The sequence below is a fragment of the Pseudomonas sp. B33.4 genome (assembly GCF_034555375.1).
GTDB lineage: Bacteria > Pseudomonadota > Gammaproteobacteria > Pseudomonadales > Pseudomonadaceae > Aquipseudomonas.
This window is the reverse complement of sequence record NZ_CP140706.1, coordinates 3,440,192-3,455,745: the sequence shown is the minus strand read 5'-3', so window position 1 is coordinate 3,455,745 and position 15,554 is coordinate 3,440,192. Positions and strand designations below refer to the sequence as shown.

Sequence of the window (15,554 nt, the reverse complement as noted above, 5' to 3'; positions counted from 1 at the left end):
TTCTCATTCGACTCAGAACCCTGTGGGAGCTAGCCTGCTAGCAATGACTCTCTCAAATACAACCTGTCAGTTGGCTGACAATCCTTCTATTTGTCATTCTCCCGAGGCCTTCTTTGTCCTCTTGGCTGGCGCAGCCTTGGTGGCGGCCTTCGCCTTCGGCTTCGCCGGTGCTTTTCCGCCAAGGCTACGTTTCAGCAACTCGGTCAAATCGATAACATCGGCCGTTTTGCGCTCTTCTTCGCCGCCCACCGTCTCGACATCCTCGATCTTGCCTTCATGGGCTTTCTTCTCGACCAGCGCCATGATCTTGTCTTCGAACTCATCCTTGTAATCCTCGGGCTTCCAGTCCGCGCTCATGTCCTGCACCAACCGCTTGGCCATGTCCAGTTCGCCCTTGGCCAACTGCGGTTTGGTCACTTCAGGACCCAATTCCAACTCGTCAAGGCCACGCACCTCCTGCGGCCAGCGCAATTTCACCAGCACCAATGCATCTTCCAGTGGCATCAACGCCGCAAGGTATTGGCGCGTATGCAGTACCACCCGGGCGAGGGCGACCTTGTTGGTCTTGCTCAGGGTTTCACGCAGTAACGCGTAGACCTTGCCGCCACGCTTGTCCGGCGCCAGGTAGTAGGGTGTGTCGATGTTTTGCAGGGGAATCTGTTCGGCGTCGACAAAGGAAAAGATGTCGATGGTCTGCGTTGAAACCGGGTGCGCCGAGCGGATTTCCTCTTCGCTGAGCACCACATAACGACCTTTTTCATAGGCCACACCTTTGACAATGTGTTCCTTGGTGACTTCCTTGCCGGTGACCTTGTTCACCCGTTTATAGCCCACCGGGTCCATGCTGCGGCTGTCGAGCCAATCGAAATCGACGCCCTGCGACGAGGTCGCCGAGACCAGTGCGACAGGGATGTGTACCAGTCCGAAACTGATCGCGCCTTTCCAGATTGCCCGAGCCATGATGCATTCTCCGAGTGATGATCGGATGACCTGCAGCTGTGGCTGAAAGTTTCCCCGAAATGCGCGGGTTTCCAGGGACTCGGTCAAGCCGTGTTACATGTTGTTTAAGGCTTGTGGGTTAACAAATCCGAACCCTCGGCGTAGCGTGGACTCGAAGGCTCTATCCCTGGCCCATCGAGAGGCAGCGTCATGAACCGCATTCTGCTTGGCATCGTCGTCCTGACCCTCAGTGGCGGTCTGGTTCATGCCGACGTCCTGTTGGCCCAAAGCCCGACGGGTAACAGCAACAACCCCTACAACAGTCCGATTCGCCGGGCCAACCCTAATAGCATGCAGGGCACCCAGCCGAGCGCTCCGCCCGTTCGGGGGCCGAACACTGTGCCGACGCCACGTCAGCCTACGGTCGAGAACCGAGGCATTGGCAACGGCCAGCCGATCCGCTCGGTGCCGAGTACACCCCCCACGTTCATTCCCAACCCTCCTTCGCGTAGCGGAGACAGCAACCGTTGAGCGGCAGAACAGAGGTTCTGCCGGCCTTTGCAAACGAACAAAAGGAATCGTGCATGTTGCGTAAAACCCTTCTAGCCACTTTCTGTGCCGGCGCGCTGATCAGCGCTCCGGTATTCGCCGCCGCCCCTAAAGAGCTGCAAAGCGAACAGGGCACCCTCGAAGTCACGACCATCAGCGCAGGCCTTGAGCATCCATGGGCCTTGGCATTTCTGCCGGATCGCCAAGGCATGCTGGTCAGTGAACGTCCCGGCAATCTGCGCGTGGTGAGCGCCGACGGCAAGCTGTCGGCGCCGATTTCCGGCGTGCCGCAGGTCTGGGCCAAAGGGCAGGGTGGGTTACTGGATGTCGTGCTGTCGCCGGACTTCAAAGAGGATCGCCTGGTCTATCTTTCTTTTGCCGAAGGTGGCGGTGCCGGCGACAAGGCAGGCACCGCCGTCGGGCGTGGACGGCTTTCGGACGATTTGAAGACGTTGAAGGACTTCAAAGTGATCTTCCGTCAGGAACCGAAGCTTTCGGTGGGCAACCATTTCGGCTCGCGGCTGGTGTTTGATCGCGACGGCTATCTGTTCATCACCCTGGGTGAGAACAATGACCGGCCCACGGCGCAGGATCTCGACAAGCTGCAAGGCAAGGTCGTGCGCATTTATCCGGACGGCAAGGTGCCGGACGACAACCCCTTTGTCGGCCAGTCCGGCGTTCGTCCCGAGATCTGGGCATACGGCCTGCGCAACCCGCAGGGCGCGGCGCTTAACCCATGGACCGGCACGTTGTGGGAAAACGAGCACGGCCCGCGCGGTGGCGATGAGGTGAACATCATCGAACGCGGCAAGAATTACGGCTGGCCACTGGCGACCCACGGCATCAATTACTCGATGCAGCCGATCCCGGAAGCCCAGGGTAAAACTGCCGAAGGCACTGTCGCGCCGCACCACGTCTGGGAGAAGTCGCCGGGCGTCACCGGTATGGCGTTTTACGATGGCGACCGCTTCAAGCCGTGGCAGCACAACGCGTTTATCGGCGCCTTGGTGACTCAGGAACTGATTCGTCTGCAGTTCGATGGTGACAAGGTGGTGCACGAGGAGCGTTTGCTCGGCGAACTCAAGCAGCGCATTCGCGATGTGCGGCAAGGGCCGGACGGTTACTTGTATGTGCTGACGGATGAAGAGAAGGGCTCGCTGTACAAGATCGGCCTGAAGCCCGCACCTTGACGGGTATTCCCCTGTCGGAGCTGTCGAGTGCAACGAGGCTGCGATCTTTTGATCTTGTTTTTCAAAATCAAAAGATCGCAGCCTGCGGCAGCTCCTACAGGTGGGTTCTCACGTTTCGCGGGAATACAGCACCACCGCAGCACGCAATTTGCCCCGGCCAAACCGGCACATTTTCTCGAACTCGCCATGGCTCACCGGCACATGCTGGCAATCCATGGGCTGTCGATGCTGGCTGTGATCGACATCCGGGTCGTGCAGGTAAACGAAATCTTCGTCGCAATCGGTCACGACCACCCAATGCGGTGATTTAGAGCGGGTCAGCCGATAGCTGCTGATCAACACCAGTGGCTGCCCACCGGCGTCCAGCAGTCGCGGCAGATCCAGCGCCACACCGAGCAGGCACTCGACATCAGTTTCCTGTAACTGCGCCGTGAACTCGTCGTGCACCAAACGCATGACGTCTTTTTTATGCGCATCACGCACACCGTCGAGGAACAGCGGCCCAGCCAGACTCAACTGCAAGCACACCTTGAAGCCCCGCCGCCACGCCGCCAACGCCAATCCCTGCGGACTGCAACCGCCGTGGCCGGAGGTCATGAACACCGTGGTCGCCTCACGCCAGAGCTGCAGTTCTTCACGTCGCTCCAGTAGCCGCTCTGATTGCAGTGCGCCCATGGCCATCAACAGACACGCCGGGCCACAGGTGAAATCGGTGGTTTGCCGGTAGTAGGGCACCTTGATGCTGCGCGAATCGCGATGCTGAAGAATGCGTTTCTCCAGGCGCAGCGCATCGGCATGGTCTTCGTAGTAATCGTGAATCAGTGCAAAGCGCCGGTAGCCATTGCGTTCATACAGCGCAATCGCGGCAGGGTTGTCGGTGCGCACCTCCAGGCGCAGGTACGCGCAGTCGTGCTCCAGCGCCAGCGCCTCAATGCGTTGCAGCAGTTGTTTGCTCAGGCCGGTGCCGCGCGCTTCGATGGCGAGTGCGATGGAATACAGCCGCGCGAGTGAAGTACCGCGATGGAACAACACCAACGCGTAACCCAGCAATTGACCGTCGCACTCGGCCACCAGCAGCCGCCCGTGAGCGCGGGTGATCATCCATTGAAAACTGCGACTGGTAAGCCGGTCAGTGGTGAAACATTGCATTTCCAGTGCCAGCAGCGCCGGCAAGTCGTCAACTACCGCCAAACGAAAAACAGCCTTCATATGACCACCGTAAAAGTTGCGTAACGAAACGAGACTTTCGAAAAACTTCGTGCTTAATAGAAAAGGTCTTGTTCTCCAACGGATCAATCTCTATGTCAGCGGTACAGGGTCATTGGCGCGAAGTATCCGAGCAAAGTTTGCCGGCGGCAACTTATTTGAACTCGGCGATCAAAACATCCAGCCAGGTTGTAATTATTGTCGAGCGCAAGGAAGACTGGGCGTCATACTTCCCCAGTGAAGACATCGTGACGGCTCAGGAGTACCTCGAGCACAGTTGCGACAGCGAGACGGGAAAACGTGTGCAGGTGATCAATCTGTGCCGCAGTTACAAGTACCTGGGCCACGGCTACTACTGTTCGTTGCTGGCCGAAGCGCGGGGGCACAAGGTGATTCCGTCGGTGCGCACCATCAGCGAACTGACGAAAAAATCACTCTACGGCCTGGCACTGGACGATCTTGATAAAACCCTGGAGAAAGCCCTCAGTCATCACCTCTACAGTGATACCGAAGGTTTTACCCTGACCCTGTATTTTGGCCGAACACATATCGAGCCCTTACAGGATCTGGCCCGGCAGTTGTTTGAAGTGTTTCCCTGTCCGATTCTGTTAGTTGAGTTTCGCCGAACTAGCGGCTGGCACATCGAAGGGATAAAGTCTGGTGCTCTGCACAAGTTGCGCGATGATCAGGAAGATCAGTTCGCCAATGCGCTGGACGGTTTCAGTCGCAAAGTCTGGCGGATACCGCGTTCTCCGCAAGTGGCGCGCTACGACCTGGCAATTTTGCACGATCCACAGGAAGCGTTGCCGCCCTCCAACAGCAAGGCACTGGCGAATTTCGTCCGGGTCGGCAAAACCATGGGTATCGACGTCGAACTGATCGAACGTAAGGACTATGCGCGGCTGGCCGAGTACGACGGCCTGCTGATTCGCGAAACCACCAGCGTCGACAACCACACCTATCGCTTCGCCAAGAAGGCCGAGAGCGAAGGTCTGGTGGTGATGGACGACCCGACATCGATCCTGCGCTGCACCAACAAGGTCTATCTGACCGATCTGCTCAACAGCCATCAACTGGGTATGCCCGCCACCGAAATTCTCTACAAGGAGCGACCCGAAGACTTCGAACGCGTGGGCGAGCGTCTCGGTTTCCCGCTGGTGCTGAAGATTCCCGACGGTTGTTTTTCCCGAGGCGTGATCAAGGTCGAAAGCCAGCAGGCTTTGCTCGAAGCCACCGCTGAGTTGTTTGAGCATTCGGTGTTGCTGCTGGCTCAGGAGTTTTTCTACACCGAGTACGACTGGCGCATCGGCGTGCTCAACCGTAAACCGATTTTCGCCTGCCAATACTTCATGTCGAAGGGCCATTGGCAAATTTACAACCACAAGGCCAAAGGCCAGGACGTCAACGGCGAATGCCGGACGATGGCGATCCACGAAGCACCGCGTGCGGTGGTCGAACTGGCGGTGAAGACTGCCAACCTGATCGGCGACGGCCTCTACGGTGTCGATTTGAAACAGGCGGGCGACAAGGTTGTGGTGATCGAAGTCAACGACAACCCCAACCTCGACGCCGGTATCGAAGACGCTTATTTGCACGACGATCTGTATTCATTGGTGCTGGATGAGTTCGTGCGCCGTCTGGAACTCAAGCGTCGCGGTCAGGCCTGGTGATGCGCCGATGATCAACAGCTTTGCACTGAGCCACGGCGCCTTGCAGCGGGTCGAGCGACTGGACGCCGAGGTCATGCTGTTCAGCAACCCGGATGCCGCCGAGCGCGACTTGCTGCACAGTCATTTCAAGGTCGATGCGCATGCACTGGCGTCAGCGCTGGACCCGGACGAGGTGTCACGCATCGAGTTTCACCCCGACCATTTGTTCCTGATCTGGAAGCGTCCGGAAAACTATTCCGGTGGCGGCAGTCTGGCGTTTGAAGTGTCGTCGTGCGGATTGCTGTTCGCCCCGGGACAACTACTGGTGATCGCCACCGACGACACGCCGCTGCATGGCCTCGGCACCCGCCAGCCGTTGAATACGCCGCTGGATGTGTTGCTCGATCTGCTGTTCAACAACATCCATCACTACCTCGGCCATTTGAAGGTGATCAAACTGGTCGCCCGCGAACTGCAGCAGAAATTCAACGCCTCGATGCAGAACCAGCATCTGGTGCAGATGTTCAACCTCAGCGAAAGCCTGATCTATTACATCAACGCACTGCACAGCAACGGCGCGGTCCTGACACGCCTGCGCAATCATGCCGAGAAGCAGCATTTCGGCAGTGAAGCGCTCGGTCTGATCGACGACCTGATCATCGAAAACAACCAGTGCTACAAGCAGGCGGAAATCTACTCAACGGTGTTTTCCGGGCTGATCGATGCGCGCGGCAATCTGATGAACAACAGCATGAACAACCTGCTGCGCAAACTGACGTTGATCAACGTGGTATTTCTGCCGTTGAACCTGATTGCGAGCATTGGCGGCATGTCGGAGTTCAGCATGATGACGGCGGGGACACCGTGGTGGATTTCCTATCCGGTGTTTCTGGCGGTGATGTTGCTGGGGGCAGGGGGGATGTTGTTTGGATTAAGGCGTTTGGCCAGATGAGTGGGGTTGTGCAATAACCCGGGTAGGAGCTGCCGAAGGCTGCGATCTTTTGATCTTGGCTCTTAAAAACAAAATCAAAAGATCGCAGCCTTCGGCAGCTCCTACAGAGAACGCGCGCTGCAGTCCCGCATTTGGCCGAACCGCCACCGTGATGCCTTGTTATAGTTCGGGCCTCATTTTCAGCCCGGTAAAGGATCACTGCCATGACTCAATACTCCGCCTTCAGTGTCGAACTGGCCGACAACATCGCCCATGTGCAGATCAATCGCCCGGAAAAGATCAATTCGATGAACGCGGCGTTCTGGAGCGAGATCGTCGAGATCTTCCAGTGGATCGACGATACCGATGAAGTGCGCGTGGTGGTGCTCAGTGGCAACGGTAAACACTTTTCTTCCGGCATCGACCTGATGATGCTCGCCGGCGTCGCCAATGAACTGGGCAAGGACGTTGGCCGCAACGCGCGTCTGTTGCGCCGCAAGATCCTTACCCTGCAAGCGTCGTTCAACGCGGTTGACAACTGCCGCAAACCGGTGCTCGCAGCGATTCAGGGATATTGCCTGGGTGGCGCCATCGATCTGATTGCGGCCTGCGACATGCGTTATGCCGCCGAGGACGCGCAATTCTCGATCAAGGAAATCGATATCGGCATGGCCGCTGATGTTGGCACTTTGCAACGGTTGCCACGGATCATCGGTGACGGCATGCTGCGTGAACTGGCGTACACCGGTCGCACTTTTGGCGCTGACGAGGCGCGCAGCATCGGCCTGGTCAATCGCGTGTACAGCGACAAGGAAGCGCTGCTCGAAGGCGTGGTCGACATCGCCCGTGAAATCGCGTCGAAATCGCCGATCGCGGTCACCGGCACCAAGGAAATGATCAGCTACATGCGCGACCATCGCATCGACGACGGCCTCGAATACGTTGCCACCTGGAACGCCGCCATGTTGCAATCCACCGACTTGCGCGTGGCCATGGCGGCCCATATGAGCAAACAGAAACCCGAATTTCTGGACTGAGAAACCATGACATCTCGCTGGACCACTGCAGTACTCGATACCGATCAACCCGGCGGCTGGGCCGTGGCGCGCAGCCCGGACGGCTTTCTGTTCGATGACAACGGCGCGTTGTTCCCTCGGGAATGGCTCAAGCGTCAGGACCTGTCGATCCTCGCCGAGCACGGTATCGGCCATCTCGATGGCGAGCCGGTGTACCTGCTCGAACTGCGCAGTGCCAGCGAAGTGCCGGGTTGCAACTGGAAAGGTCTGCGGGCGTTCATGCTCGATGGCGATCACACGATCTACAAAGTGCTTGGTTACGCCGCTCAGATCGGCACGTGGGCGCGTGAGCATCGTTTCTGCGGCAATTGCGGGCAGGCGATGACACAGGTGCCGCGCGAACGGGCGATGTATTGCCAGCCGTGCGACCTGCGCAGTTATCCGCGCATTTCGCCGAGCATGATCGTGCTGATCACCCGTGGCGACGAGATTCTGCTGGCGCGTTCACCGCGTTTCGTCACCGGGGTTTACAGCACGCTGGCCGGGTTCGCCGAACCGGGCGAGTCGGCCGAGGATTGCCTGATTCGGGAAGTGCGCGAGGAAGTGCAGATCGAGGTGCAGAACATTCAGTACCTGGGCAGCCAGTGCTGGCCGTTCCCGCATTCGATGATGCTCGGCTTCCATGCCGAATATGCCGGTGGCGAGATTGTCTGTCAGGAAGACGAGATCGAAGACGCCCAGTGGTTCAACGTGCACGATCTGCCGCCGCTGCCAGCGTCCAAATCGATTGCCCGTTACCTGATCGACGTCTACGTCGCGCGGCGCTTAGGCCACGCTGAACCAGTGTTGCCAGGCTAGGCGCACGGTCAAACCCAGCACCACGGTGATGAACACCGGGCGAATGAACTTGGCGCCGCCGCTGATTGCGGTGCGCGCGCCAAAGAACGCGCCAACCATCACCGACAGGCCCATGCTCAGGCCGATGATCCAGTCCACCTGCCCGGAAAACACGAACACCGACAGCGCCGCAATGTTGCTGACGAAGTTCATGCTGCGCGCCACGCCGCTGGCCTTGACCAGGTCGATCGGGTAAAGCAGCAAGCTGCTCACCGTCCAGAATGCGCCAGTGCCGGGCCCGGCCACACCGTCATAAAAACCGAGGCTGAAGCCTTGGGTCGACTGCCATTTCTTTTTGATCGGCGCATCGCTGTCCAGCGGTGCTTTTGGCGTGCCGCCAAACAACAGATACAGACCGCAAGCGAAGACGATGACCGGGAGCATCTTGTTCAGCCATTCGGCCGGCAGGTAATGGGCGACGATGGCGCCGGTCAATGCGCCGACCAGCGTGCCGACAATCGCGTGCACCCACTGCCGTGGGTGGAACAGCTTGCGGCGGTAGAAGGTGAAACTGGCGGTGGCCGAGCCGAACGTCGAACTCAGTTTGTTGGTGCCCAGCACCAGATGTGGCGGCAGGCCTGCGGTCAGCAGCGCCGGGGTGGTCAACAGACCGCCGCCGCCGGCGATGGCGTCGATGAAACCGGCAATGAAAGCGACAAGGGCCAGAATGGCCAGAGTGGTGAGGTCAACGCTGAGTTCGAAAGGCATGGAAATCGGCTTATTCGGCAGGGCGCAGATTTGGCTGCGGGGAGGGCGGTCATGTTACCTGTATCCAACTGTTGCGGCGACCCGTAAAGCCCAATCGCGAGCAGGCTCACTCCTACAGGGGAACGCATTCCAAATGTAGGAGTGAGCCTGCTCGCGATGACGCCAGTCCGGCCATTCCATCACCCACTGTTGCCCACCCGACACCCAGACAACAAATCTCCTTGTGCAAAACATCTGCACAATCGAAAAAACCAACAAAACCGGGCATTTCCAGGCTGGCACATTTGCTGCTCTACCACTCTCATCTCCGCAAATGTCCCGAGGACACGCCAATGAGTCAGCAAGCCGTGAAATTTGCCTACTGGGTGCCGAACGTCAGCGGTGGGCTGGTGGTCAGCAAGATCGAACAGCGCACCGATTGGGGCATCGACTACAACCGCAAACTGGCGCAGATCGCCGAAGCGGCCGGGTTCGAATACGCGCTGACGCAGATCCGCTTCACCGCCGGTTACGGTGCCGAGTTTCAGCATGAGTCAGTCGCGTTCAGCCACGCATTGCTCGCAGCCACCAGCAAACTCAAAGTGATCGCGGCAATTTTGCCCGGCCCGTGGCAACCGGCACTGGCGGCGAAGCAACTGGCAACCATCGATCAACTCACCAACGGCCGCATCGCCGTGAATATCGTCAGCGGCTGGTTCAAAGGCGAATTCCACGCCATCGGCGAGCATTGGCTGGAGCATGACGAGCGTTATCGTCGTTCCGAAGAGTTCATTCGTTCATTGCGCGGCGTGTGGAGTCAGGACAACTTCACCTTTCGCGGCGACTTCTATCGTTTCGACAATTACAGCCTTAAACCGAAACCGCTGGGCCGTCCGGAGATTTTCCAGGGCGGCAGTTCCCGTGCGGCGCGAGACATGGCAGCGCGGGTTTCGGACTGGTATTTCACCAATGGCAACAGCGTTGAAGGGATCAAGGCGCAGGTTGACGATATTCGTGCCAAGGCAGCGGCGAATAATCATTCGGTGAAAGTGGGCGTCAACGCGTTTGTCATCGCCCGTGATACCGAAGAAGAAGCGCGCGCCGTGCTTGCGCAGATCATCGATCAGGCTGACCCGGAAGCCGTGAACGCCTTTGGTGATGCAGCAAAACAGGCGGGCCGGGCATCGCCGGAGGGTGAGGGCAACTGGGCGAAATCGACGTTTGAGGATCTGGTGCAGTACAACGATGGCTTCAAGACCAATCTGATTGGCACGCCGCTGCAGATTGCCGAGCGCATTGTGGCGTTGAAGGCGGTGGGTGTGGATCTGGTGCTGGCGGGGTTTCTGCACTTCCAGGAAGAGGTGCAGTATTTCGGTGAGCGAGTGTTGCCGCTGGTGCGCGAGCTGGAGGCCGAAAAGACTGCCGCCGTCGCCTGAACAACACAAACCCCCTGTAGGAGTGAGCCTGCTCGCGATGAGCGTCTGAACAGTCACCTTATATGTTGACTGACACACCGCTATCGCGAGCAGGCTCACTCCTACAATTGGACCTGTGTTGGCTTACAGGCCGAGGTCGGACAGGCTCGGATGATCATCCGGGCGGCGGCCCAGCGGCCAGTGGAACTTGCGCTCGCTTTCCTTGATCGGCATGTCGTTGATGCACGCGTAGCGCTGGAACATCAGGCCGTTATCATCGAACTCCCAGTTTTCGTTGCCATAAGAGCGGAACCAGTTGCCCGAATCATCGTGCCACTCATAGGCGTAACGCACGGCGATGCGGGTGTCGGAGTAGGCCCACAGTTCCTTGATCAAACGGTAATCCAGCTCCTTCGCCCATTTACGGGTCAGAAATGCCTTGGCCTCTTCACGGTTGTTGGCGAATTCGGCGCGATTGCGCCACTTGGTATCAAGGGTGTAAGCCAGCGAAACCCGTTCCGGATCACGCGAGTTCCAGCCATCCTCGGCCAGACGAACTTTCTCGATCGCCGATTCACGGTTGAAGGGCGGCAATGGCGGACGTACCTGAGCTGCAGTAGACATGTTCAGTCTCCCGATCTAATTAATAATTGAACAACAAGTCCGGCTTATTAAGGCGTTACAGGTCCAATAACTTTCGCGCCATGCATTGCGCATTATCGGCGGCACTGTGATCACCCATCACAAGCGCTACGGTAATGGCGCCGTCAATCAGGATCAGCAGCTGTTTGGCCAGCAGTTGCGGATCCTCGGCACCATGTTCGGTACACAGCTCGCACACGTAGTCGAGCAGCTTCTGTTTGTGTTCTTTCGCCACCAGGCGCACCGGGTCCTGTGGATCGCCGGTCTCGCCGCTGGTGTTGATGAAGGCGCAGCCGCGAAAGCCTTCGGAGGCGAACCAGCTCTTGAGCACGGTAAACAGGTTGAGCAGGCGATCGGCCGGGGTTTCAGCTTGATCGACAGCGCTTCGGTACCAGTGCATCCAGCGCACATCGCGGCGTTGCAGGGCGGCGACGGTCAGTGCGTCCTTATCGGCAAAGTAACGGTAGATACTTTTTCTGGAGACGCCGGCGGTTTTCACCAGAAGATCCATGCTGGTGGCAGCGATGCCACTTTTGTAGATCAGCTTTTCGGTGACATCCAGAATGATGTCGCGTGTGTCGTTGCTAGTGATTTCGTTCATGTGGCGAACAGTAGAACGATTGTTCTCCTTTGGCAATTTATTTTTAAGATCAAAAGATCGCCGCCTTCGGCAGCTCCTACATTGGCCTGTGTAGGAGCTGCCGAAGGCTGCGATCTTTTGATCTCTTTACGGGCACTAACAAGACCCGAAGGATGTGATGGTGTAAGCTCTCGGGTTCTTCGGATTCGACCCATTGCGAGCCCTATGCCGTTGCTTTTCAAACGTTCCTTGCTGCCCAAACTGCGCAGCTTTCCGCTGACCGCCGAGGCCGTGACCATTCTGTCCGGCGCCGCCGAGTTCCGTCGTTGCCTGCTGGAGAAAATCGCCGCCGCGACCCAGCGCATCTACATCGTTGCGCTGTATCTGCAGCAAGACGAAGCCGGTCAGGAAATCCTCGATGCGCTGCATGCCGCCAAGCTCAAGCGTCCCGAGCTGGAAATCGCCGTGGTCGTCGATTGGCTGCGCGCGCAACGCGGACTGATCGGTGCCGGCAAGCAGCCGGGCAATTCGGCTTGGTATCAGGAAATGACCCGCACGCACCAGAGCGAAGTGCCGGTGTACGGCGTGCCGGTGCAGACCCGTGAACTGTTCGGCGTGCTGCATCTGAAGGGCTTCGTGATTGACGACTGCGTGGTTTACAGCGGCGCGAGCCTGAACAACGTTTATCTGCACAAGTTCGACAAGTACCGCTTCGACCGTTATCACGTCCTGCAAAGCCACGAACTGGCGGACTCGATGCATCACTTGGTCAAGCACGGGCTGATCGAATCAAAAGCGGTGCATCGCCTCGATCTGCCGAACCTGCCGAGCACGCGCAGTCTGCGCAACGACATCGGCGATCTGCGCAGCCGCTTGAAATATGCCACTTACGACACGGCCACGGGCAGCACCGCCCGAGACGGCTTGTCCGTTACCCCGTTGCTCGGCGTCGGCAAGAACAACCCGTTGAACCGGGCGATTCTTGAGTTGATCGCCAGCGCGCAAAAACAGCTGACCATCTGCACGCCGTACTTCAACCTTCCGCTGGGGGTTATCCGTGAGGTCAATCGTGCGTTGGCCCGTGGCGTGAAGATCGACATCGTGGTCGGCGACAAGACTGCCAACGACTTCTATATCCCGCCGAGCGAGCCGTTCAAGGTGATTGCGGCGCTGCCGTATCTGTACGAGATCAGCTTGCGCCGCTTCGCCAAACGGCATCAGCGCAACATCGACAGCGGCCAGTTGAACCTGCACCTGTGGCGTGATGGCGACAACACCTATCACCTCAAGGGCATGTGGATCGATCAGCGCTATACGCTGCTGACCGGCAACAACCTCAATCCACGGGCGTTCCGTCTGGATCTGGAAAACGCGTTGTTGATTGATGACCCGAAAGGCGAATGGCTGGAGCCTCGGGCGAAGGAACTGGAGGAGATTTTCCGCCATACCACGCGGATCGACAGCTTTCAGAGTCTGGAGACGCTGCCAGAGTACCCGGCCGGGGTGGCCAAGTTTCTCAAGCGGGTGAGCCGGGTGCGGATTGAGCGGTTGCTCTACCGGATTTTGTAAGGCTTTAGATTTGTAGCGGTCATACAACCGCTATCGCGAGCAGGCTCACTCCTACAGGGGAACGCATTCCAAATGTAGGAGTGAGCCTGCTCGCGATAGGGTCTCAACATACGCTACAAGAACTCAGTTGAGACCGAGTTTGCCACGCAACGTGGACAGGTCTTCCGCCAGTGTATTCACCGGCCCAACCAGCGCTTTACGGTCGTTATCCTTCACCTTGTCATAAGTCTCAAACCCACCATCCTTGGTCTTGTACTTGGCCAGAATCTTGTCGACCGTGGCAAAGTTCTTATCGACCTTCGCTACGAAAGCCTTGTCCTGCTTCTCGATCTGCGGACGGAACAGGTCGACGATTTTCTTCGCGCCGTCAATGTTGCCCTGGAAGTCATACAGGTCGGTGTGGCTGTAGCGATCTTCTTCGCCGGAGATCTTGGTGGCGGCCACTTCTTCCAGCAGCGCAGCAGCACCGCCGACGACTTTCTCAGGCGGGAAGGTCAGGCCGGCAACACGGGTTTGCAGGTCTTTGACGTCTTTGTTCAAACCGTCTGCCAGGGCATCGAGGTCTTTGGTGCTTTTCTCCGAAAACAGCGAGTACTCGATGCGGTGGAAACCGGTGAAGTCTTCCGCTTTCACGCCTTTCTCGTGGTCGTCGACGCGCGAGTCGATGGACGCATCAAGGTCACTGAACAGCTCGGCAATCGGCTCGATCGACTCGTAGTAGACGCGGGTCGGTGCGTAGAGCTTTTGCGCGGTGGCCAGGTCGCCTTTTTTCACCGCGTCGGTGAACTGCTGCGTGTGGCTGGCCAGTTCATCGAGTTGTTCGGTGACGTAAATCTTGTAGTCCGACACCGGCCCCACCAGGTCCAGCGGTGCTGTCGCGGCAAACGCCGACAGCGGGGTGTTGAGCAAACCAAGGGTCAGCAATAACGCGAGTGGCGTCTTTTTCATGGGGGCGGCTCCAGTGTTGAGATTGTTTTATGCAGCGGTTTTCGGTTGTGTGGCGTTGAGCAGCGAGCGACCGATGAAGTCCCTGTCGCCCGTGACACCCGGCAGGGTGAAGAAGTAACCACCGCCGACCGGTTTGAGGTATTCCTCCAGCGGTTCGCCGTTGAGGCGGGTCTGCACGGTGATAAAGCCTTTTTCCAGATCAGCCTGGTAACAGATGAACAGCAAACCCATGTCGAGCTGGCCGTTCTTGTTCACACCGTTGGAATAGTTGAACGGCCGGCGCAGGATCAGGTTGGCCTGAGTCGCGGCCGTGCGCGGGTTGGCCAGGCGAATGTGCGCGTCGAGTTTGGTCAGCTTGCCCGCCGGGTCCTTGCTGTAATCCGGGACTTCGCTTTCATGCTGGCCACCCATCGGTGCACCGGTGGTTTTGACCCGGCCAAGGATGCTTTCCTGCTCCTGCAACGGCGTGCGGTCCCAGCGTTCGACAAAATTGCGGATGATGCGTACGGCCTGATAACTGCCGTGGGCGGCCCAGGCTGGCTCGTCGCTGCCCGGCTGCACCCAGACCAGGCGATCCATGGCTTTGCCATCGTTGGAATCAGGGTTGGCCGAACCGTCGCGGAAGCCCAGGAAGTTACGCGCCGATTGCGCTGGCACACCCGGTTTCGCAGGGGCTTGCGGCGGCACGCTGCCTTCCTGTTTCCAGCGCACCAGCAGCAGGTCGGGCAGGTTTTTGACGATGTCGCGCAGGGCGTGAATGTTGGTGTCGGCGGTGTTCGAGCAGAACTGCAGGCTCAGGTCGCCGTGGCAGCAATCGGCTTCCAGCGCATCGTTGGGGAAGCCGACCATACGGATCAGCCGTTTGGGTTTGGCGTCGGCCAGACCGAAGCGTTCGTCGAACAGCGACTCACCAACGGAAACGGTAATGGTCAGGTTATCCGGCGTCACGTTCGGGCCGAGGATGCCGGAATCCGGTGGTGGCAGTTTCGGATCGATCTGCGCGACCGGGCCGCCCTTCATCAGGAACGCAATGCGCTCGTTGAGCGTACGGAACAGCCGCTCGAGGTCTTCGCGATCACTGGCCAACACATCGAACGAAACCAGCATGCCCGAGGTCGGGCGCGGGGTGACGACGCCGGTTTGGTGTACACCGTGGAAATCGTGGCGGTCTTCGGTCTTGTCACTACTCGGCGCTTCGGTGACTTGTGCGGGCGCAGCGGCCATGGCCGGGCAGCTCAGGGCTGAACCTGCGAGGGCGACACCGGCGGCGCCCATGCCCATCAGGACACGGCGACGTTGCAGGTTGAGGTTTTCTGAATCTTTCATCGTGAATGGG

General features: G+C 58.5%; 15 protein-coding genes. 8 read left to right on the top strand and 7 right to left on the bottom strand.

Features of this window, described 5'->3' with window-relative positions; translation table 11 throughout:
* Positions 1 to 93: 93 nt before the first annotated feature.
* On the bottom strand, positions 94 to 960 hold the full coding sequence (locus tag U6037_RS15100; protein WP_322843532.1) for a Ku protein: 867 nt from the start codon (positions 958 to 960) through the stop codon (positions 94 to 96).
* 189 nt (positions 961 to 1,149) lie between these two features.
* On the opposite strand from U6037_RS15100, the gene U6037_RS15095 reads away from it, so the two are divergent.
* Positions 1,150 to 1,470, top strand: coding sequence for a hypothetical protein (locus U6037_RS15095; RefSeq protein ID WP_322843531.1), 321 nt, complete (start codon positions 1,150 to 1,152; stop codon positions 1,468 to 1,470).
* 53 nt (positions 1,471 to 1,523) lie between these two features.
* Complete coding sequence (locus U6037_RS15090; RefSeq protein WP_322843530.1) at positions 1,524 to 2,678, top strand: PQQ-dependent sugar dehydrogenase; 1,155 nt, start codon at positions 1,524 to 1,526, stop codon at positions 2,676 to 2,678.
* A gap of 108 nt (positions 2,679 to 2,786) precedes the next feature.
* Here the strand turns inward: U6037_RS15090 and U6037_RS15085 are convergent, their stop codons facing one another.
* Positions 2,787 to 3,887: a peptidase C39 family protein gene (locus tag U6037_RS15085; RefSeq protein ID WP_322843529.1), complete on the bottom strand. Its 1,101-nt coding sequence runs from the start codon at positions 3,885 to 3,887 to the stop codon at positions 2,787 to 2,789.
* A 92-nt stretch (positions 3,888 to 3,979) separates the two neighbouring features.
* Here U6037_RS15085 and U6037_RS15080 point away from each other — a divergent pair, with 92 nt between their 5' ends.
* The 4 genes from U6037_RS15080 (at position 3,980) to nudC (ending at position 8,338) form a co-directional block, all read left to right on the top strand.
* Positions 3,980 to 5,554 carry a RimK family protein gene (locus tag U6037_RS15080; RefSeq protein WP_322843528.1) on the top strand — a complete coding sequence of 525 codons (1,575 nt, stop codon included), beginning with the start codon at positions 3,980 to 3,982 and terminating at the stop codon, positions 5,552 to 5,554.
* A gap of 7 nt (positions 5,555 to 5,561) precedes the next feature.
* Positions 5,562 to 6,485 carry a magnesium transporter CorA family protein gene (locus U6037_RS15075; protein WP_322843527.1) on the top strand — a complete coding sequence of 308 codons (924 nt, stop codon included), beginning with the start codon at positions 5,562 to 5,564 and terminating at the stop codon, positions 6,483 to 6,485.
* 203 nt (positions 6,486 to 6,688) lie between these two features.
* Positions 6,689 to 7,501 (top strand): crotonase/enoyl-CoA hydratase family protein, encoded by an 813-nt coding sequence (locus U6037_RS15070; protein ID WP_322843526.1) that lies wholly within the window; start codon positions 6,689 to 6,691, stop codon positions 7,499 to 7,501.
* A gap of 6 nt (positions 7,502 to 7,507) precedes the next feature.
* Positions 7,508 to 8,338, top strand: coding sequence for an NAD(+) diphosphatase (nudC, locus tag U6037_RS15065; protein WP_322843525.1), 831 nt, complete (start codon positions 7,508 to 7,510; stop codon positions 8,336 to 8,338).
* Here the strand turns inward: nudC and U6037_RS15060 are convergent.
* Complete coding sequence (locus U6037_RS15060; protein ID WP_103302453.1) at positions 8,306 to 9,085, bottom strand: TSUP family transporter; 780 nt, start codon at positions 9,083 to 9,085, stop codon at positions 8,306 to 8,308. The two genes, nudC and U6037_RS15060, sit on opposite strands and share 33 nt — an antisense overlap.
* A 332-nt stretch (positions 9,086 to 9,417) precedes the next feature.
* On the opposite strand from U6037_RS15060, the gene sfnG reads away from it, so the two are divergent.
* Positions 9,418 to 10,500, top strand: coding sequence for a dimethylsulfone monooxygenase SfnG (gene sfnG / locus U6037_RS15055; RefSeq protein ID WP_322843524.1), 1,083 nt, complete (start codon positions 9,418 to 9,420; stop codon positions 10,498 to 10,500).
* Between the two features lie 123 nt (positions 10,501 to 10,623).
* On the opposite strand, the gene U6037_RS15050 is transcribed toward sfnG, so the two are convergent.
* Together U6037_RS15050 and U6037_RS15045 are read right to left on the bottom strand one after the other, a co-directional pair.
* The gene (locus tag U6037_RS15050) at positions 10,624 to 11,103 is read right to left on the bottom strand and encodes a nuclear transport factor 2 family protein (RefSeq protein ID WP_322843523.1); all 480 of its coding nucleotides are present in this window, start codon (positions 11,101 to 11,103) and stop codon (positions 10,624 to 10,626) included.
* Positions 11,104 to 11,158: 55 nt separating this feature from the next.
* Entirely contained in the window at positions 11,159 to 11,722 is a 564-nt protein-coding gene (locus tag U6037_RS15045) for a TetR/AcrR family transcriptional regulator (protein ID WP_007914737.1), read from the bottom strand.
* A gap of 204 nt (positions 11,723 to 11,926) precedes the next feature.
* Between U6037_RS15045 and pssA the strand changes: the two genes are divergently transcribed.
* Positions 11,927 to 13,270 carry a CDP-diacylglycerol--serine O-phosphatidyltransferase gene (gene pssA, locus U6037_RS15040; RefSeq protein WP_322843522.1) on the top strand — a complete coding sequence of 448 codons (1,344 nt, stop codon included), beginning with the start codon at positions 11,927 to 11,929 and terminating at the stop codon, positions 13,268 to 13,270.
* A 123-nt stretch (positions 13,271 to 13,393) separates the two neighbouring features.
* Here the strand turns inward: pssA and efeO are convergent, their stop codons facing one another.
* Positions 13,394 to 14,218 (bottom strand): iron uptake system protein EfeO, encoded by an 825-nt coding sequence (gene efeO / locus U6037_RS15035; protein ID WP_242208094.1) that lies wholly within the window; start codon positions 14,216 to 14,218, stop codon positions 13,394 to 13,396.
* Positions 14,219 to 14,245: 27 nt separating this feature from the next.
* Positions 14,246 to 15,544 (bottom strand): iron uptake transporter deferrochelatase/peroxidase subunit, encoded by a 1,299-nt coding sequence (gene efeB / locus U6037_RS15030; RefSeq protein ID WP_322843521.1) that lies wholly within the window; start codon positions 15,542 to 15,544, stop codon positions 14,246 to 14,248.
* Positions 15,545 to 15,554: the final 10 nt, after the last annotated feature.

Excerpts from the sequence above, each read along its gene's own strand:
- U6037_RS15045 (WP_007914737.1), bottom strand. The coding sequence starts at position 11,722 with ATGAACGAAATCACTAGCAACGACACACGCGACATCATTCTGGATGTC.
- U6037_RS15080 (WP_322843528.1), top strand. The coding sequence starts at position 3,980 with ATGTCAGCGGTACAGGGTCATTGGCGCGAAGTATCCGAGCAAAGTTTG.
- efeB (WP_322843521.1), bottom strand. The coding sequence starts at position 15,544 with ATGAAAGATTCAGAAAACCTCAACCTGCAACGTCGCCGTGTCCTGATG.
- U6037_RS15090 (WP_322843530.1), top strand. The coding sequence starts at position 1,524 with ATGTTGCGTAAAACCCTTCTAGCCACTTTCTGTGCCGGCGCGCTGATC.
- U6037_RS15075 (WP_322843527.1), top strand. The coding sequence starts at position 5,562 with ATGATCAACAGCTTTGCACTGAGCCACGGCGCCTTGCAGCGGGTCGAG.
- U6037_RS15070 (WP_322843526.1), top strand. The coding sequence starts at position 6,689 with ATGACTCAATACTCCGCCTTCAGTGTCGAACTGGCCGACAACATCGCC.
- sfnG (WP_322843524.1), top strand. The coding sequence starts at position 9,418 with ATGAGTCAGCAAGCCGTGAAATTTGCCTACTGGGTGCCGAACGTCAGC.
- U6037_RS15085 (WP_322843529.1), bottom strand. The coding sequence starts at position 3,887 with ATGAAGGCTGTTTTTCGTTTGGCGGTAGTTGACGACTTGCCGGCGCTG.
- U6037_RS15100 (WP_322843532.1), bottom strand. The coding sequence starts at position 960 with ATGGCTCGGGCAATCTGGAAAGGCGCGATCAGTTTCGGACTGGTACAC.
- efeO (WP_242208094.1), bottom strand. The coding sequence starts at position 14,218 with ATGAAAAAGACGCCACTCGCGTTATTGCTGACCCTTGGTTTGCTCAAC.
- U6037_RS15050 (WP_322843523.1), bottom strand. The coding sequence starts at position 11,103 with ATGTCTACTGCAGCTCAGGTACGTCCGCCATTGCCGCCCTTCAACCGT.
- U6037_RS15095 (WP_322843531.1), top strand. The coding sequence starts at position 1,150 with ATGAACCGCATTCTGCTTGGCATCGTCGTCCTGACCCTCAGTGGCGGT.
- pssA (WP_322843522.1), top strand. The coding sequence starts at position 11,927 with ATGCCGTTGCTTTTCAAACGTTCCTTGCTGCCCAAACTGCGCAGCTTT.
- U6037_RS15060 (WP_103302453.1), bottom strand. The coding sequence starts at position 9,085 with ATGCCTTTCGAACTCAGCGTTGACCTCACCACTCTGGCCATTCTGGCC.
- nudC (WP_322843525.1), top strand. The coding sequence starts at position 7,508 with ATGACATCTCGCTGGACCACTGCAGTACTCGATACCGATCAACCCGGC.